The organism is Rhizobium sp. CCGE 510 (genome assembly GCF_000292525.1).
In the GTDB taxonomy this organism is placed as follows: Bacteria; Pseudomonadota; Alphaproteobacteria; order Rhizobiales; family Rhizobiaceae; genus Rhizobium.
On sequence record NZ_AEYF01000015.1, the window covers coordinates 223213 to 241125 of the forward strand.

The following is a 17913-nucleotide window of genomic DNA, read 5'->3' on the forward strand; positions in this document are numbered from 1 at the left end:
AGCCAGATGACCAAAACGCAGGCGGTTTCATTCTCGAGGACGGGCGGGCCGGAGGTTTTCGATTATGTCGAGCTCGATCTTGCGCCGCCCGCGGCTGGTGAGGTGCAGATCCGCCAGGCCGCCGTGGGCCTCAATTTCATCGATGTCTATTTCCGCAACGGCTCCTACAAGGCGCCGCATCTCCCCTTCGTCACTGGCAAGGAGGGCGCCGGCACCGTGACTGCGGTCGGCCCGGGTGTTACGGATTTCAAGCTCGGTGACCGTGTCGCCTATGCCAGCGCCGACGGTGCCTATAGCGCCGAGCGCAATATCGAGACCCGCCATCTGGTGCATGTGCCTGCTGGCATTGAACTCGAAACGGCCGCGGCGATGATGCTGAAGGGCATGACCGCCGAATATCTCCTGAACCGCACCTTCAAGGTCGGCCCTGAGACGGTCCTCCTGTTTCATGCTGCCGCCGGCGGTGTGGGGCTGATCGCCGGCCAATGGGCAAAGGCACTCGGCGCCACCGTCATCGGCACGGCAGGCTCTGAAGACAAGGTCGAGCTGGCGCTCGCCCATGGCTATGATCATGTCATCAACTATCAGAGCGAAGACTTCGCCGTCCGCGTCCGCGAGATTACCGCCGGCAAGGGCGTCGATGTCGTCTATGATTCGATCGGCCGGGATACTTTTCCACAGTCGCTCGACTGCCTGAAGCCGCGCGGCCTTTTTGCTTCCTTCGGCCAATCTTCCGGGCCGATCGAGAATTTCACCCTGGCAATGCTGGCGCAGAAGGGGTCGCTGTTTGCGACGCGGCCGACGCTCTTTACCTACATCGCCGCGCGCCAGGAGCTGATCGACAGCGCCAAGGCGCTATTTGATGTTGTGCAAAGCAACAAAGTGCGTATCAATATCAATCAAACCTATCCGTTACGTGAGGTTGGGCAGGCTCACGCGGATCTGGAAACAAGAAAAACAACAGGAACGACTCTGCTGATTCCATGAGATCCGAACGGACCGGTCGGCAGAAGAAATGAGGGGAACGTGTCGCCATTGAATGTGCCGGATTCCGGTGCGTTATTATCCGTCCAGAAGCTGACGAAGTTCTTCGGTGGCTTTGCCGCCTGCAATGAAATCGATCTCGATATAGCGCCGGGCGAAATTCATGCGCTGCTTGGCGAAAATGGCGCCGGCAAATCCACCCTGGTGAAGATGCTGTTCGGCGTTTTGGAGCCGACGGACGGGCACATCCTCTGGCAGGGCAAGCAGGTCTCGGTCACCTCGCCGGGTGAGGCCCGCAAGCTCGGCATCGGCATGGTCTTCCAGCATTTTTCGCTGTTCGAGGCGCTGACGGTTGCCGAAAACATCGCACTTTCGCTCGATGACGCCGTCCCGATCGACAGGATCGCCGAGGAGGCGAGGGCGCTGTCGCAAGCTTACGGCCTGCCGCTCGACCCGCATGCCCATGTCGCCGATCTCTCGGTCGGCGAGCGCCAGCGCATCGAGATCGTCCGTGCGCTGTTGCAGAACCCGAAGCTGATCATCCTCGACGAGCCGACCTCAGTGCTGACGCCGCAGGAGGCCGACAGGCTGTTTGAGACGCTCTTCAAGCTGCGCGCCGAGGGCCGGTCGGTTCTCTATATCAGCCACCGCCTGGAAGAGGTGCAGCGCATCTGCGATCGCGCCACCGTGCTGCGCCATGGCCGCGTCACCGGCGCCTGCGATCCGAAGCAGGAAACGCCCGCTTCGCTCGCCCGCATGATGGTCGGCAGCGAGGTGGCGACCGTCACCCATCCGGAGCGCAGCGACAAGGGCGATGTGCAGCTTGCCGTCGCCAATCTTTCCGTCGCAGCCCGCACGCCTTTCGCCATGCCGCTGCGCGATGTCTCGATGACGGTCCGCGCTGGCGAAATCCTTGCCATTGCCGGTGTCGCCGGCAACGGCCAGAGCGAGCTCTTCGATGCGCTGTCCGGCGAATATCCGGTCGCGTCGGCCGACGCGATCACCATCCGCAAAAAGCACGTGGGCAATCAGGGCATTACCGCCCGCCGTCTGCTCGGCGCCGGCTTCGTGCCGGAGGAGCGTCACGGCCATGCCGCCGTTTCCGCCATGAAACTATCGGACAATCTGGTGCTCGCCCGCAGCCAGTCCGACCGCAAGGCGTTTCTCGGCCTGCTCGGCATCATCCGCCATGGGGCGGTGAAATCTGCCGCGCGGCGCATTTCCGAGGCGATGGATGTCCGCAAGAGCGGCGATGATCCGGCCGCCGGTTCCTTGTCCGGCGGCAACCTGCAGAAATTCATCGTCGGCCGCGAACTCGACCGCCAGCCGGCCGTCCTCGTCGTCAACCAGCCGACCTGGGGCGTCGATGCCGGTGCTGCAAGCCGCATCCGTCAGGCCCTGGTCGATCTCGCCAGAAGCGGTTCGGCCGTCGTCGTCATCAGCCAGGATCTCGACGAGATCTTCGAAGTGGCGACCGATATCGCCGTCATCTGCGAGGGCCGGCTTTCCAGCCCGTTTCCCGCGGGCGAACTGACGCGTGAAAAGATCGGCCTGCTGATGGGCGGCTTGCACCAGAGCGGTGGTGCCCCGGAGGCGCCCATGCGCATTGAAGAGGCGCCCTATGCGCATTGAACTCGAAAAACGCCCCGACGTCTCGAAGCTTTACGCTTTCGTCTCGCCGCTGCTGGCCCTTGTGCTGACCTTGGTGTTCGGTGCCATCATGTTCGCCATGCTCGGTAAGGATCCGGTCGAGGCGCTGGATGCCTTCTTCGTCGAGCCGCTGCTCGAGGTCTGGTCGCTGCACGAATTGGCGATCAAGGCCGCACCGCTGATCCTGATCGCCGTCGGCCTTGCCGTTTGTTATCGCTCGAATAACTGGAATATCGGCGCTGAAGGGCAGTTCACCATCGGCGCCATCACCGGCTCCTATTTGCCGATCGTCTTTTACGACTGGCATTCGCCGCTGGTGCTGCCGCTGATGCTCATCCTCGGTGCGCTCGGCGGTGCGCTTTTCGCCGCCATTCCGGCGTTGCTGAAGGCGCATTTCAACACCAACGAGATTCTGACATCGTTGATGCTGGTTTACATCGCCCAGCTCTTCCTCGACTGGCTGATCCGCGGCGCCTGGCGCGATCCGAAGGGCTTCAATTTTCCGGTGTCGCGCGATTTTGCGCCGGAAGCGGTGCTGCCGGCAATCTGGGCAGAATCGGGCCGGGCGCATTGGGCCTTCGTCTTCGCCATCGTCGCGGCTATCGGCGTCTGGTTCATGCTGCGTTATACGTTGAAAGGCTTCGAGATCGTCGTGCTCGGCCAGTCGGAACGGGCAGGGCGCTTTGCCGGCTTCTCGTCGAAGAAGATGATCTGGTTCAGCTTCCTGTTCTCGGGCGCGCTTGCCGGCCTTGCCGGGATATCCGAGGTCTCCGGCTCGATCGGCCACCTGCAGCCGGCGATCTCGCCGGGCTACGGCTTCACCGCCATCATCGTCGCCTTCCTCGGCCGCCCCAATCCGCTCGGCATCATTGCATCAGGCCTGGTGCTGGCGCTGACCTATCTCGGCGGTGAGGCGGCACAGCTGTCGCTCGGCGTTTCCGACAAGGTCACCCGCGTCTTCCAGGGGCTGTTGCTGTTCTTCGTGCTCTCCTGCGATACGCTGATCTATTACAAAATCCGCATTGCCTGGGCGCGGCTAAGGGGCGGGGCGGTATGAGCATCTTCGAAGCCATTCTGCTGACGGTCATTACCGCCTCGACGCCGCTCGTCATTGCCGCCCTCGGCGAACTCGTCACCGAACGTTCCGGCGTTCTCAATCTCGGCGTCGAAGGCATGATGATCATGGGCGCGGTCGCCGCTTTTGCCGGCGCGCAAATGTCGGGCTCGCCCTATGTCGGCATCGTCTGCGGCATTGCGGCAGGTGCGCTTTTCTCGCTGTTGTTTGCCTTCCTGACGCTGACGCTGGTGGCGAACCAGGTGGCGACGGGACTGGCGCTCACCCTTCTTGGCCTCGGCGCCTCCGGCATGCTTGGCGAGGCCTATGTCAGCGTGCCCGGCGTCCGGCTGGGAGAGATCGTCATTCCGGCCTTGTCGGATCTTCCGGTCATCGGTCACGTTCTCTTCAGGCAGGATCTGATCTTCTACCTGTCGATTGCGCTTGTGGTCGGTGTCAGCTGGTTCCTGTTCCGCAGTCGCGCCGGATTGAAGCTGAGGGCTATCGGCGACAGTCACGGTTCGGCCCATGCGCTCGGTATTCAGGTTATCCGCACGCGCTATCTGGCGGTGATGTTCGGCGGTGCCTGTGCCGGTCTCGCCGGCGCCCAGCTGTCGCTCGTCTATACCCCGCAATGGGCGGAGAACATGTCGGCCGGTCGCGGCTGGATCACGCTGGCGCTGGTGGTCTTTGCCTCCTGGCGGCCGTGGCGGGTTTTTGCCGGCGGTTATCTCTTCGGCGCGGTTACCATCCTGCAACTGCACGCGCAGGCTTTCGGTCTCGGCATTCCCTCGCAGTTCCTCTCGATGCTGCCCTATGCCGCGACTATTGTGGTTCTCATCATCATTTCCCATAATCGGCGCACGACGTTGATCAACACGCCCGCCTCGCTCGGAAAAGCCTTTGTGCCGGAGCGATAGGGCAAGAACACAAAGACGGGTTTCCGCAATAACTTCAAACCAACAGGGGTCACCATGAAGAAGTTCGCATTCACACTTGCCGCCTCGGCCGCCGCCGTGATCGGCATCTCCTCCGCTGCTCAGGCCGCTGACAAGACGAAGGTCTGCTTCGTCTATGTCGGTTCGCACACCGATGGCGGCTATTCGCAAGCCCACGATCTCGGCCGTCAGCAGGTCCAGGCCGAATTCGGCGACAAGATCGACACACCTTACCTCGAAAACGTACCGGAAGGCCCGGATGCCGAGCGCGCCATCGAGCGTCTTGCCCGTTCCGGCTGCAAGCTGATCTTCACGACGTCCTTCGGCTTCATGGATGCGACCGTCAAGGTGGCCGCCAAGTTCCCGGACGTCAAGTTCGAGCACGGCACCGGCTACAAGTCCGGCCCGAACCTCGCCACCTACAATTCGCGTTTCTATGAAGGCCGTTACATCCTAGGCCAGATTGCCGCGAAAACCTCTAAGAATCACGGCGCCGCCTACATCGCTTCCTTCCCGATTCCCGAAGTGGTGATGGGCATCAACTCCTTCGAGCAGGGTGCCAAGTCGGTCGATCCGACCTTCAAGCTGAAGGTCATCTGGGTCAACACCTGGTTCGACCCGGGCAAGGAAGCCGATGCCGCCAAGGCGATGGTCGACCAGGGCGTCGACGTCTTGACCCAGCACACCGATACGACGGCGCCGATGCAGGTTGCCGAAGAACGCGGCATCCACGCCTTCGGCCAGGCGTCCGATATGATCGCAGCCGGTCCCAAGGCGCAGCTGACGGCGATTGTCGACACCTGGGGCACCTACTACTCCAAGCGCATCCATGCGCTTCTGGATGGCACCTGGAAGTCCGAGCAGAGCTGGGACGGCCTGAAGGATGGCATCCTGAAGATGGCGCCCTACACCAACATGCCCGACGACGTGAAGAAGATGGCCGAGGAAACCGAAGCCAAGATCAAGTCGGGCGAGCTGCATCCCTTCACCGGCCCGATCAACAAGCAGGACGGCACCCCCTGGCTGAAGGCCGGCGAGAAGGCCGATGACGGCACGCTGCTCGGCATGAACTTCTATGTCGAAGGCGTCGACGACAAGCTGCCGGCGCAATAAGTCGTCTTCAATTCGCAGTTGCGAAGGGCGCCCTCTGTGGGCGCTCTTTTTTTGCTGCAGTGCATCCCAAGATTCCGATTTACAAAAGTAATACTATATGATTTTTTGACCCTGCGCCGCGAGATGCGGCTTGGGAGGAAATCATGAAATTGAAGACTGCACTTTTGAGTGCCACGATTCTTGCTGCCTGCATGTTCGGTTCGGCTTCGGCCGCCGGGCTGACCGTCGGCTTCTCGCAGATCGGCTCGGAATCGGGCTGGCGTGCGGCTGAAACGACCGTGACTAAGGAGCAGGCCAAGAAGCGCGGCATCGATCTGAAGTTCGCCGATGCGCAGCAGAAGCAGGAAAACCAGATCAAGGCTCTGCGCTCCTTCATTGCTCAGGGCGTCGATGCCATTCTCATTGCGCCGGTCGTTGAAACCGGCTGGGACGACGTTCTCAAGGAAGCCAAGGAAGCCAAGATTCCGGTCATCCTTCTCGACCGCACCATCAAGGCTCCGGACGATCTCTACCTGACGGCTGTGACCTCAGACCTGGTTCATGAAGGCAAGGTCGCAGGCGATTTCCTGGTCAAGACTGTCGGCGACAAGAAGTGCAACGTCGTCGAACTGCAGGGCACGACCGGTTCGTCGCCGGCCATCGCCCGCAAGAAGGGCTTCGAAGAAGCTCTCGCCGGTCACGACAACCTCAAGATCGTTCGCAGCCAGACCGGTGACTTCACCCGCACCAAGGGCAAGGAAGTCATGGAAAGCTTCCTGAAAGCCGAAAATGGCGGCAAGGACATCTGCGCTCTCTACGCCCACAACGACGACATGGCCGTCGGCGCCATCCAGGCGATCAAGGAAGCCGGCCTGAAGCCAGGCAAGGATATCCTCGTCGTCTCCATCGACGCCGTTCCGGATATCTTCAAGGCCATGTCCGAAGGTGAAAGCAATGCCACGGTCGAGCTGACGCCGAACATGGCAGGCCCGGCCTTCGACGCGCTCGAAGCCTATCTGAAGGACAAGAAGGCTCCGGCGAAGTGGATCCAGACCGAGTCCAAGCTCTACACCCCTGCCGACGAGCCGTTGAAGGTCTACGAAGAGAAGAAGGGTCAGGGCTACTGATCTGATTTGACCCCGCTGCATAATTCGTGAAATCGGAATCGATTTGACGATAAAATTATGCAGCATTCAAAGCGCTGCAGCCTCACGCGCCATAAAGATGCGTGGCGCTGTAGAACCGCACCGGCCCGTCATGGACCGGTGCGGAACTGCCTTGCCGCCTTGGGACCTCATGTCCGGCCGCGGCGCGGCTTTTGCCGTCAATATCAGGAAAACAGACCCTTATGACTCACGATTTCGAGAACGTTCTCGCCGCTTCCGGAATATCGAAATTTTTTCCCGGCGCAGTGGCGTTGGACAAGGTCGATTTCACGCTGCGCAAGGGCGAGGTGCACGCGCTGCTTGGTGAGAATGGTGCCGGCAAATCGACGCTGATCAAGTGCATCACCGGCGCCTATCATCGTGACGAGGGAAGCCTGAAGCTCGACGGCCATGAAATCAATCCGGCCAATACGCTCGCCGCCCAGAAGCTCGGCATCGGCACCGTCTACCAGGAGGTCAACCTCCTGGCCAATCTGAGCGTCGCCGAAAACCTGTTTCTCGGACGCCAGCCAAGGCGTTTCGGCATGACCGACGTGCGGGCGATGAACCGCAAGGCGCGCGAGTTGCTGACCGGTTACGGCGTTGATATCGACGTCACTGCCGAACTTGGCCGTTTTTCCGTCGCTGTCCAGCAAGTGGTCGCCATCGCCCGTGCCGTCGATCTTTCCGGCAAGGTGCTGATATTGGACGAACCGACGGCAAGCCTCGACAATCAGGAAGTGGCGCTGCTCTTCCGCATCATCGAGGACCTGAAGAAGCGCGGTCTGGGCATCGTCTTCATCACCCATTTTCTCGAGCAGGTCTATGCGATCAGTGATCGCATCACCGTGCTGCGCAATGGCAAGCTCGTCGGCACCCGCGACGCCGCCGATCTGCCGCGCCAGGGCCTGATCGCCATGATGCTCGGCCGCGAACTGGCCCATGTCGAGGAGGCGGTCAGGGAACGCAGTCTTGCGGCCGGCGAGGTCCGATACCGATTTGCAGGCTACGGCAAACGCGGCAAGGTCATGCCCTTCGATCTCGACGTCCGCGCCGGCGAGGTGGTCGGCATTGCCGGGCTGCTCGGCTCCGGCCGCACCGAAACCGCCGAACTTCTCTTCGGCATCGAACATGCCGACAGCGGCAGCGCCACGATCGACGGTCAGCCGGTCACGCTTTCGAGCCCGCGCGCCGCAATCGAAAAAGGTTTCGGCTTCTGCCCCGAGGACCGCAAGACCGACGGCATCGTCGGCGACCTGTCGATCCGGGAGAACATTGCTTTAGCGCTGCAGGCCCGTCGCGGCTGGACGCGGCCGTTGTCGCGCGCCGAGCAGAATGCGCTTGCCGACCGCTACATCAAGGCGCTCGATATTCGTACCACCGATCGCGAAAAGCCGATCCGGCTGCTCTCCGGCGGCAATCAGCAGAAGGCGATCCTCGCCCGCTGGTTGGCGACCAATCCCAAGTTTCTGATCCTCGACGAGCCGACCCGCGGCATCGATGTTGGCGCCCATGCCGAGATCATTAAGCTCATCGAGCAGCTCTGCGCCGACGGCATGTCGCTGATCGTGATTTCCTCGGAACTTGAAGAGCTTGTCGCCTATAGTTCACGTGTCATCGTACTTCGCGACAGGCAGCATATCGCCGAACTGACAGGCGAGCGCATCACCGCCGCCGGTATCGTCGATGCCATCGCCGCCGCCGAGCACAAGATGGAGCAAGCATGAAGTCCTCGCTGAAGACGCTGGCATATCGCCTGGCGCCGCAATTGATCGCGCTCGCTGTCATTCTTCTGTTAAATTTCATAACGTCACCGCAGTTTTTTAATGTCGTGGTTCAAAATGGTCGGCTCTATGGCAGCCTGATCGACGTGCTGAACCGCGGCGCGCCGGTGGCACTGTTGGCGATCGGCATGACGCTGGTGATTGCCACCAAGGGCATCGATCTATCGGTCGGTGCGGTCGTCGCCATCTGCGGCGCCGTCGCGGCCTCGTCGATTGTCGCTGGAAATTCAGTTGCCTACACCGTCATCCTGACGCTGGCGATCGGCATTGCCTGCGGCGTCTGGAACGGTTTCCTCGTGGCAGTCCTCAATATCCAGCCGATCATCGCCACGTTGGTGCTGATGGTCGCCGGCCGCGGCATCGCCCAGCTGATCACCGAAGGCGCCATCCTGACCTTCAACGATGACGGCCTGACCTTCTTCGGCAGCGGTTCCATGGCCCTGCTGCCGATGCCTGTCGTCATCTGGCTGCTCGTCGGTCTGCTCGTCATCCTGCTCGTCCGCCGAACGGCGCTCGGCATGCTGATCGAGGCCGTCGGCATCAATCGCCGCGCCAGCACGCTCTCCGGCATTCAAACGCCGGTGCTGCTGATGGCGGTCTATATGCTGAGCGGGCTCTGCGCTTCGATTGCGGGCATCATCGTCGCCGCCGACATCAAGGGCGCCGACGCCAACAATGCCGGTCTCTGGCTCGAACTCGACGCCATCCTCGCCGTCGTCGTCGGCGGCAATTCGCTGCTCGGCGGTCGCTTCAGCATCCTCGGATCGCTGATCGGCGCGATGATCATCCAGGCGGTGAATACCGGCATCCTGTCCTCCGGCTTCCCGCCTGAATTCAACCTGATCATCAAGGCCGTCATTATTATCGTCATCCTCGTCATCCAGTCGCCAGCGGTGCAATCGCTTGCCATCTTCGCCAGCCGCCGGCAGAGCGGCAGGGAGCAGCCGAAATGAACTCCAAATACCTGCCGCTGCTTGCGACCATCGTCATCTTCGTGCTCGCCTATGCCGGCTGCACGCTGCAATATCCGAACATGCTGTCGACGCGCGTCATCGGCAATCTTTTGACCGACAACGCCTTTCTCGGCATTGCCGCCGTCGGCATGACCTTCGTCATCATTTCGGGCGGCATCGATCTGTCGATCGGATCGGTCATTGCCTTCACCGGCGTCTTCCTTGCGGTGATCCTGCAGAACACCTCGATCCACCCGCTGCTTGCCTTCGCGCTGGTGCTCGTCGTCACCACCGCCTTCGGCGCGGTCATGGGCGCAATCATCCACTATCTCGAAATGCCGGCCTTCATCGTCACGCTTGCCGGCATGTTCCTGGCGCGCGGCATGGCCTTCGTGCTCTCGATCGACAGCATCCCGATCGACCACGAATATTATTCGACGCTGACCAGCCTCTATTACCGTCTGCCTGGAGGCGGCCGGCTGACGCTGATCGGCGGCATCATGCTTCTGGTCTTTGCCGTCGGCATCTTCATCGCCCAACGCACCCGTTTCGGCACCAACGTCTATGCCCTTGGCGGCGGCCCGCAGACGGCGCGGCTGATGGGTGTGCCTGTGGGACGCACGACTATCCAGATCTATGCGCTGTCGGGCTTTCTGGCAGGCCTATCCGGGATCGTTTTTTCGCTGTACACCTCTGCCGGATATTCTCTTGCAGCAGTCGGCGTCGAACTCGATGCTATTGCGGCGGTCGTCATCGGGGGGACGCTGCTGACCGGAGGAGCGGGATTCGTGGCGGGAACCTTGATCGGTATCCTGATCCAGGGGCTCATTCAGACCTACATCACCTTCGACGGTACGCTGTCGAGCTGGTGGACCAAGATCCTGATTGGCCTTCTGCTGTTTGCATTCATCCTGATGCAGAAAGCCATCCTGTTCGTTTCCGGTCTGAACAAGAGGTACGCCTGAGGGGAGAGGGATCGCTTGCGCAACAAATTGGACGAGACCCGCAAGACGGGACGCAGAGCCCGGACGAGCCACGCGCAGGTGGTCGACGAACTCGGCAAGGGTATCGTCGCCGGGACCTATCCCGTCGGCTCGATCCTGCCTGGCGACACCGAACTGGCGCAACGCTTCAAGGTGTCCCGCACCGTCTTGCGTGAGACGATGAAGACACTTGCCGCCAAGGGCATGGTCGTCGCCAAGGCGCGGGTCGGCACGCGTGTGACCGAGAAGAACCTCTGGAACATGTTCGACAGCGAGATCATCGCCTGGCACTTCGACAATGGCGTGACGGAAGAGTTCCTGCTGCAGCTCTACGATATTCGTCTCGCCATCGAACCCTTCGCCGCCGGTCTCGTCGCCGAGCGGGCGAATGCCGAAGATATCGAGACGCTGCGCGAACTGGCGCTCGAGATGGCCGCGAGCGGCCATACTGCCGACAGCCTGGCACTCGCCGACCTTAACTTTCACCTGGCGCTCGCCGAGGCCTCGCACAATCCCTTCATGCGCACCTTGGGCAGCCTGATCGAGGCGGCCCTGGTCGGCATGTTCCGCATGAGCACGCCGCCATCCGAAAACGGCTTCGCCGATATCGCCGACACACATATGCGCATCGTCGACGCGATCGTTGCCGGCGACAGCCTTGCGGCGCGCCGCGCGATGGAGCTTGTCATCCTGGACGGCCGCCATCATGTGCACGAGGCCTTCGCCGCCCGCGGTTCGGAGACCGTCATAGTGCCGATTTCGGCCGAAATTTCACACCTGTAAAGACTTTGCTGATCTGAGAGCGCCGCGCGTCTTTTTCGGGCGCGCAACGGACGCTGCACGACTTTCAATCCACGCATCGTGCTTTCCGAAAATCGATTCCGATTTCTGGAATTATGCAGTAAGAGGCAAGAAAGCCGCCTCATGGCGCGGATTCGCGGAGCACATCATGGAACGCACTTGTCTTGCCGTCATCCTTGCCGCCGGTGACAGCACGCGAATGAAATCCTCGAAATCGAAGGTGCTGCATCCGGTTGCCGGCCGGCCGATGATTGCCCATGTGGTCGAGGCGGTCGCCTCCGCCGGCATCTCGTCCGTCGCACTCGTCGTCGGCCGCGATGCCGAGGACGTGGCAAAGGCAGCAAGCATTGGCGGTGTCGGCATCGAATCCTGCCTGCAGAAGGAACGCCTCGGCACCGGCCACGCGGTATTGGCGGCGCGCGAAGCGATTGCCAAGGGTTACGACGATATCCTCGTCACCTATGGCGACGTACCGCTGCAGACCGACGGTCCCCTCAAGGCCGCCCGCCAGGGCCTTGCCGATGGCAGCGATATCGTCGTCATCGGCTTCCACACCGACCGCCCGACCGGCTACGGCCGCCTGCTCGTCAAGGACGGCGAACTCATCGCCATCCGCGAGGAGAAGGACGCCACCGATGCCGAGCGCACCGTCACCTGGTGCAACAGCGGACTGATGGCGATCAACGGCCGCAAGGCACTCGATCTGCTCTCACGCATCGGCAACGACAACGCCAAGGGCGAATTTTATCTGACCGATCTCGTCGAGATCGCCCGTTCGCTCGGCGGGCGTGTCACCGCCGTCGATGCCCCTGAAATCGAGATGACCGGCTGCAACACCCGAGCCGAACTCGCTGTCATCGAGCGCTTCTGGCAGCAGCGCCGCCGCCACCAGATGATGCTGGCCGGCGTCACCATGATCGCGCCGGAAACCGTTTTTCTCTCCTACGACACAGTCATCGGCCAGGATGCGCTGATCGAGCCGAATGTGGTCTTCGGTCCCGGCGCGGTGATCGACAGCAGCGCTGTCATCCATGCCTTCTCGCATATCGAAGGTGCTCATGTCAGTCAGGGTGCGACCGTCGGCCCCTTCGCGCGGCTGCGGCCGGGTGCCGATCTCGGCAACGGCGCCAAGGTCGGCAATTTCTGCGAGGTCAAGAATGGCCGGATCGGCGAGGGCGCCAAGGTCAACCACCTCACTTATATCGGCGATGCCGTCATCGGCGCCGGCAGCAATATCGGCGCCGGCACGATCACCTGCAATTATGATGGCGTCAACAAGAGCGAGACGGTGATCGGCGAAAACGCCTTCATCGGTTCCAACTCCTCGCTGGTCGCGCCGGTGACGATCGGCGACGGCGCCTATATCGCTTCCGGCAGCGTCATCACCGTGAATGTGCCGGCCGATGCGCTGGCGCTCGGCCGCGCCCGCCAGGAGATCAAGCCCGGCCGCGCGACACTGCTGCGCGAGCGGGCGCTCGCCATCAAGACGGCGAAGAAGGCCAAGGCTTGAGGGCGCTCTGCGTAACTGGCGGAAATTCAAAGTGACCGCCGAGGTGATTGAGAAATAAGCGGAAATGATTAGGACTGGCCTCGTTATTTGGGCCAAAAGCAATTCCAGCAAAAGTGCGCAGCGGTTTTGCGTCCGGAAATTGCGCGAAGAAAACAGAAAGAGCATTTCCTCAAAAATGCTCGGGTGGGGATATTGTATGTGCGGCATTGTCGGGATCGTCGGAACTCAGCCTGTTGCCGGGCGCCTGGTCGATGCGCTGAAGCGCCTGGAATATCGCGGTTATGATTCCGCCGGCGTCGCCACCATCCATGACGGCGTGATGGATCGCCGCCGCGCCGAAGGCAAGCTGTTCAATCTGGAAAAACGCCTCGACGCCGAACCGCTGCCGGGTGTGGTTGGCATCGCCCATACGCGCTGGGCGACCCACGGCGTTCCCAACGAAACCAATGCCCATCCCCATTTCGTCGAAGGTGTCGCCGTCGTCCATAACGGCATCATCGAGAATTTCTCCGAGCTTCGCGACGAACTGACCGCCGAGGGTTCGGTCTTTGAAACCCAGACCGATACCGAGGTCGTCGCTCAGCTGATGGCCAAATACCTGCGCGAGGGCCTGGAGCCGCGCGCCGCAATGTTGCAGATGCTGAACCGACTGACCGGCGCCTATGCGCTGGCCGTCATGCTCAAGGCCGATCCCGGCACGATCATGGCCGCCCGTTCGGGCCCGCCGCTTGCGGTCGGTTATGGCCGCGGCGAGATGTTCCTGGGTTCGGATGCGATTGCGCTGTCGCCCTTCACCAACGAGATCACCTATCTCGTCGACGGCGATTGTGCCGTTCTCACCCGCGACAGCGTCGCCGTCATCGATTTCGCCGGCAAGCCGGTCAAGCGCGCCCGGCAGATCTCGCAGGCGACCGCCTATGTCGTCGACAAGGGCAACCACCGCCATTTCATGGAAAAGGAAATCTACGAACAGCCGGAGGTGATCTCCCACGCACTCAGCCATTACGTCGATTTCGCCGAGAACACGATTGGCGCCAATGCCGCGGCGATCGACTTCAAGGCGGCGACCGGCCTGGCGATCTCGGCCTGCGGCACAGCCTATCTCGCCGGCCTCGTCGGCAAATACTGGTTCGAGCGCTATGCCCGTCTGCCGGTCGAGATCGACGTCGCCTCCGAATTCCGCTACCGCGAAATGCCGCTGTCGCCATCGCAGGCAGCGCTCTTCATCTCGCAATCAGGCGAAACCGCCGATACATTGGCATCACTGCGCTATTGCCGCGACAACGGCCTGAAGATCGGCGCCGTCGTCAATGTCCGCGAATCGACGATCGCGCGCGAATCCGACGCCGTCTTCCCGATCATGGCCGGCCCCGAAATCGGCGTCGCCTCGACCAAGGCCTTCACCTGCCAGCTGGCCGTGCTGGCATCGCTGGCGATCGGCGCCGGCAAGGCGCGCGGCACGGTGAGTGCCGATGAGGAGAGGGCGCTGGTGCGCCATCTGGCCGAAATGCCGCGCATCATGAGCCGGGTGCTGAACCTTATCCAGCCGCAGATGGAAAGCCTGGCGCGGGAGCTGTCGAAGTGCAAGGACGTGCTCTATCTCGGCCGCGGCACCAGCTTCCCGCTTGCCATGGAAGGCGCGCTGAAGCTCAAGGAAATCTCCTATATCCATGCCGAAGGTTATGCTGCCGGCGAGTTGAAGCACGGACCGATCGCACTGATCGACGAGAACATGCCGGTCATCGTCATCGCTCCCTACGACCGCTTCTTCGAAAAGACCGTCTCGAACATGCAGGAGGTTGCAGCCCGCGGCGGCCGCATCATCTTCATCACTGACGAGGCGGGTGCGGCGGCCTCGAAACTGCCGACCATGGCGACCATCACCCTGCCGGTTGTCGACGAAATCATCGCGCCGATGATCTTCTCGCTGCCGATCCAGCTGCTCGCCTATCACACCGCCGTCTTCATGGGCACCGATGTCGACCAGCCACGCAATCTGGCGAAATCCGTGACCGTGGAATAAGCCTGTAACGACCCGATCTTCGCTTCGAAACATATTGTGCCGGGCCCCGAATTCTGGCAATTTTGGTCGGCGGACAAGGGGGAAGGGCCGGCGTACCGGCCTGTCCAGGACTGAGATGGAGTTCATCAGTAGAGATGACCGACAACACCCCCAGAATGCCGGTGGCGACCCGGTTAAGGAACAATTTTCTCGCAGGCCTGATCATCTGCGCGCCGATCGCCATTACCATCTGGCTGACCTGGACCTTCATCCACTGGTCTGACAGCTGGGTCAGGCCCTATATTCCGGCGCGTTGGAACCCGGAAAGCTATCTCAATTTCGCCATTCCCGGTTTCGGTCTGCTGACCGCCATCGTGTTGATCACCGTCGTCGGCTTTCTCGGCAAGAACCTGATCGGCCAGAGCATCGTCCGTTTCGGCGAATCGATCGTCCAGCGCATGCCGCTGGTGCGCACGATCTATAGAAGCGTGAAGCAGATTTTCGAAACCGTGCTGAAGGAACAGGCGAATTCCTTCAAGAAGGTCGGCCTCATCGAATATCCCGGTCCCGGCCTCTGGGCGCTGGTCTTCATCGCCACCGATGCCAAGGGCGAGATCGCGTCGAAGTTCAACGCCATGGGCCAGGATATGGTCGCCGTCTTCCTGCCGCCGACGCCGGTGCCGACGGCCGGTTTCCTCGTCTTCGTGCCGCGCGATAAGATCGTCATGCTCGACATGAGCCCGGAAGACGCCGCCAAATTCCTGATTTCCGGCGGTCTCGTCGCCCCCGGACACAAGCCGTCCGAGCCGAAGCAGAAACATTTGCCGCGGCCAAAGCCGGTGGCGGTTTCTAAAGCCGACTAACCAGCCCTGAGAAAACGGATCGCCTCGTCGCGGCGGAAGAGATAGAGCAGGGTACGGATCGCCGTTCCCCTGTCACTGGTCAATTCCGGATCGCGCTCGATGAGATAGGCCGCGTCCTTGCGGGCGATTTCCAAGAGGTCGGCATGCGCCTCGAGGCTGGCGATGCGGAAGCCCGGCGTGCCGGACTGGCGGGTGCCGAGCAATTCGCCTTCGCCGCGCAGCTTCAGGTCCTCCTCGGCGATGCGGAAACCGTCCTCGGTCTCGCGCATGATCGACAGCCTGGCATGGCCGGTTTCGCCGAGCGGCCCTTTGTAGAGAAGGATGCAGGTCGAAGCCTCGTCGCCGCGCCCGACGCGGCCGCGCAGCTGATGCAATTGTGCCAGGCCGAAGCGTTCGGCATGCTCGATCACCATGATCGTCGCATCCGGCACGTCGACGCCGACCTCGACGACGGTGGTGGCGACCAGAAGACGGGTTTCGCCGTTCTTGAACGCCATCATCGCCGCGTCCTTCTCCGGGCCGCTCATCCGGCCGTGGATGAGGCCGACATTAGGACCGAGTGCCGAGACCAGCGTCGCATGCCGCTCCTCGGCCGACATCAAGTCGAGCTCTTCGGACTCTTCGACCAGCGGGCAGATCCAGTAGGCCTTTTTGCCCTCGACAATTGCGCTTTGAAGCCGCCCGACGATTTCGCCGGTGCGTTCCATCGGCACGGTGATCGTCTGGATCGGCTTGCGGCCGGCCGGTTTCTCGGTGAGTTTGGAAACATCCATATCGCCGAAGGCGGCAAGCACCAGCGTGCGCGGGATCGGCGTCGCCGTCATCACCAGCATATGCGGCGAGATGCCCTTGGCGGTCAGCCTCAAGCGCTGATGCACGCCGAAACGGTGCTGCTCGTCGACCACGGCCAGCATCAGCTTTGCGTAGGTGACGCTATCCTGGAACAGCGCATGCGTGCCGATGATGATCTGCGCTGCGCCCGAGGCGATGCGCTCGAGGATGTCCTCCCGCTCACGTCCCTTGGTGCGGCCGGTCAGGATCTCGATGCCGAGCCCGGCGGAGGCGGCGAATTTTGAAATCGTCGCATGGTGCTGCCGTGCCAGGATTTCGGTCGGCGCCATCAGCACGGCCTGGCCGCCGCTCTCGATGACCGCCGCCATCGCCATCAGCGCCACCAGCGTCTTGCCGGAGCCGACATCGCCCTGCAGCAGCCGCAGCATGCGCTCGGCTCTGGCCATGTCCTTTAAGACCTCGGCGATCGCCTCGTTCTGGCTTGATGTGAGCGAGAAGGGCAGGGACTTCAGGATCTTGCCGCTGATGTCTCCCGTCGCATGCACCGGCTGGGCCGCCATCTTGCGCAGCCTCTGCCGCACCAGGCTCAGCGACAGCTGACCGGCGAGGAATTCGTCATAGGCAAGTCGCCGCCGGGCAGGGGCCTGCGCGTCGATATCGGCAGGGTCGCGTGGCTCGTGCAGCATATGGAAGCTGTCGCGGATCGACGGCAGGCCCTCTCTCTGCGTCAAGGCGAGATCGATCCATTCCGGCAATTCAGGAAAACGCGGCAGGGCAGCGTCGATGATCTTGCGCAGCGTCTTCGGCGAAAGCCCCGCCGTCAGCGGATAGATCGGCTCGACGAGCGGCAGGTTCTCTGCCTCCTCCGCCCTGACGATATAATCGGGATGCACCATCGAGACGCGGCCGTTGAACCAGTCGACCTTGCCACTGACCGTCACCTCCGTATCGATCGGCAGCTGTTTTTCCAGCCAGGCGGCCTGGCCGCGGAAGAAGACCAGCGCCAGCTCGCCGGTCTCGTCATGCAGGAAAACGCGGTAGGGGTTATTGCTCTTGCCGCGCGGCGGCACCTGGTGCCGGTCGACGCGCGCGGTGATGGTCACGATCGCGCCCTGCGGCGCGCGGGCGATACCCGGCTGGTTGCGCCGGTCGATCAGCGAAAAAGGCGCGTGGAAGATCAGATCGATGACCCGGCAATCCTCCAGCGTCTCGCGCCCGAGCAGCTTGACCAGTAGGTCGGCGATCTTCGGGCCGACGCCCGGAAGGCCTGAAATTGGGGAAAACAGAGGATCGAGAATGGCGGGGCGCATGCTGCCAAAATGCGATGAACAATGCGGCCTTGGCAAGGCTGACAAGCCGCTT

At 62.0% G+C, this 17913-nt stretch carries 14 protein-coding genes; 13 read left to right on the forward strand and 1 reads right to left on the reverse strand.

Annotated elements, in window-relative coordinates:
* The first annotated feature begins 6 nt into the window (after positions 1–6).
* The 13 genes from RCCGE510_RS08160 (at position 7) to RCCGE510_RS08220 (ending at position 15759) form a co-directional block, all read left to right on the forward strand.
* A complete protein-coding gene (locus RCCGE510_RS08160) occupies positions 7–987 on the forward strand; it encodes a quinone oxidoreductase (protein ID WP_007628899.1) in 981 nt (326 codons plus the stop codon).
* Positions 988–1026: 39 nt separating this feature from the next.
* Complete coding sequence (locus RCCGE510_RS08165; protein WP_037078097.1) at positions 1027–2616, forward strand: ABC transporter ATP-binding protein; 1590 nt, start codon at positions 1027–1029, stop codon at positions 2614–2616.
* Positions 2606–3691 (forward strand): ABC transporter permease, encoded by a 1086-nt coding sequence (locus RCCGE510_RS08170; protein WP_007628902.1) that lies wholly within the window; start codon positions 2606–2608, stop codon positions 3689–3691. The genes RCCGE510_RS08165 and RCCGE510_RS08170 overlap by 11 nt, the downstream gene beginning before the upstream one ends.
* Positions 3688–4608, forward strand: a complete 921-nt coding sequence (locus RCCGE510_RS08175; RefSeq protein WP_007628904.1) for an ABC transporter permease — start codon at positions 3688–3690, stop codon at positions 4606–4608. Before RCCGE510_RS08170 ends, RCCGE510_RS08175 begins: the two co-directional genes overlap by 4 nt.
* 54 nt (positions 4609–4662) lie before the next feature.
* The gene (locus RCCGE510_RS08180) at positions 4663–5739 is read left to right on the forward strand and encodes a BMP family ABC transporter substrate-binding protein (RefSeq protein ID WP_007628906.1); all 1077 of its coding nucleotides are present in this window, start codon (positions 4663–4665) and stop codon (positions 5737–5739) included.
* Positions 5740–5882: 143 nt separating this feature from the next.
* Positions 5883–6845, forward strand: a complete 963-nt coding sequence (gene ytfQ, locus RCCGE510_RS08185) for a galactofuranose ABC transporter, galactofuranose-binding protein YtfQ (RefSeq protein ID WP_007628908.1) — start codon at positions 5883–5885, stop codon at positions 6843–6845.
* 221 nt (positions 6846–7066) lie between these two features.
* Complete coding sequence (gene ytfR / locus RCCGE510_RS08190) at positions 7067–8590, forward strand: galactofuranose ABC transporter, ATP-binding protein YtfR (protein ID WP_007628910.1); 1524 nt, start codon at positions 7067–7069, stop codon at positions 8588–8590.
* On the forward strand, positions 8587–9600 hold the full coding sequence (locus RCCGE510_RS08195) for an ABC transporter permease (protein WP_007628914.1): 1014 nt from the start codon (positions 8587–8589) through the stop codon (positions 9598–9600). The genes ytfR and RCCGE510_RS08195 overlap by 4 nt, the downstream gene beginning before the upstream one ends.
* Complete coding sequence (gene yjfF, locus RCCGE510_RS08200; protein ID WP_007628916.1) at positions 9597–10565, forward strand: galactofuranose ABC transporter, permease protein YjfF; 969 nt, start codon at positions 9597–9599, stop codon at positions 10563–10565. The genes RCCGE510_RS08195 and yjfF overlap by 4 nt, the downstream gene beginning before the upstream one ends.
* Before the next feature lie 15 nt (positions 10566–10580).
* A complete protein-coding gene (locus tag RCCGE510_RS08205) occupies positions 10581–11366 on the forward strand; it encodes a FadR/GntR family transcriptional regulator (protein ID WP_007628918.1) in 786 nt (261 codons plus the stop codon).
* Positions 11367–11532: 166 nt separating this feature from the next.
* Complete coding sequence (glmU, locus tag RCCGE510_RS08210) at positions 11533–12894, forward strand: bifunctional UDP-N-acetylglucosamine diphosphorylase/glucosamine-1-phosphate N-acetyltransferase GlmU (protein ID WP_007628919.1); 1362 nt, start codon at positions 11533–11535, stop codon at positions 12892–12894.
* A gap of 196 nt (positions 12895–13090) precedes the next feature.
* Entirely contained in the window at positions 13091–14917 is a 1827-nt protein-coding gene (glmS, locus tag RCCGE510_RS08215) for a glutamine--fructose-6-phosphate transaminase (isomerizing) (RefSeq protein WP_007628920.1), read from the forward strand.
* A 134-nt stretch (positions 14918–15051) separates the two neighbouring features.
* The gene (locus RCCGE510_RS08220) at positions 15052–15759 is read left to right on the forward strand and encodes a DUF502 domain-containing protein (RefSeq protein WP_037078100.1); all 708 of its coding nucleotides are present in this window, start codon (positions 15052–15054) and stop codon (positions 15757–15759) included.
* Here the strand turns inward: RCCGE510_RS08220 and recG are convergent.
* The gene (gene recG, locus RCCGE510_RS08225; RefSeq protein ID WP_007628922.1) at positions 15756–17861 is read right to left on the reverse strand and encodes an ATP-dependent DNA helicase RecG; all 2106 of its coding nucleotides are present in this window, start codon (positions 17859–17861) and stop codon (positions 15756–15758) included. The genes RCCGE510_RS08220 and recG overlap by 4 nt on opposite strands.
* Between the last annotated feature and the right edge of the window lie 52 nt (positions 17862–17913).

Bases quoted from the DNA above. Each gene is read 5' to 3' on its own strand.
- RCCGE510_RS08160 (WP_007628899.1), top strand. From the start codon at position 7: ATGACCAAAACGCAGGCGGTTTCATTCTCGAGGACGGGCGGGCCGGAG.
- RCCGE510_RS08170 (WP_007628902.1), top strand. From the start codon at position 2,606: ATGCGCATTGAACTCGAAAAACGCCCCGACGTCTCGAAGCTTTACGCT.
- RCCGE510_RS08175 (WP_007628904.1), top strand. From the start codon at position 3,688: ATGAGCATCTTCGAAGCCATTCTGCTGACGGTCATTACCGCCTCGACG.
- RCCGE510_RS08180 (WP_007628906.1), top strand. From the start codon at position 4,663: ATGAAGAAGTTCGCATTCACACTTGCCGCCTCGGCCGCCGCCGTGATC.
- ytfQ (WP_007628908.1), top strand. From the start codon at position 5,883: ATGAAATTGAAGACTGCACTTTTGAGTGCCACGATTCTTGCTGCCTGC.
- ytfR (WP_007628910.1), top strand. From the start codon at position 7,067: ATGACTCACGATTTCGAGAACGTTCTCGCCGCTTCCGGAATATCGAAA.
- RCCGE510_RS08195 (WP_007628914.1), top strand. From the start codon at position 8,587: ATGAAGTCCTCGCTGAAGACGCTGGCATATCGCCTGGCGCCGCAATTG.
- yjfF (WP_007628916.1), top strand. From the start codon at position 9,597: ATGAACTCCAAATACCTGCCGCTGCTTGCGACCATCGTCATCTTCGTG.
- glmU (WP_007628919.1), top strand. From the start codon at position 11,533: ATGGAACGCACTTGTCTTGCCGTCATCCTTGCCGCCGGTGACAGCACG.
- glmS (WP_007628920.1), top strand. From the start codon at position 13,091: ATGTGCGGCATTGTCGGGATCGTCGGAACTCAGCCTGTTGCCGGGCGC.
- RCCGE510_RS08220 (WP_037078100.1), top strand. From the start codon at position 15,052: ATGACCGACAACACCCCCAGAATGCCGGTGGCGACCCGGTTAAGGAAC.
- recG (WP_007628922.1), bottom strand. From the start codon at position 17,861: ATGCGCCCCGCCATTCTCGATCCTCTGTTTTCCCCAATTTCAGGCCTT.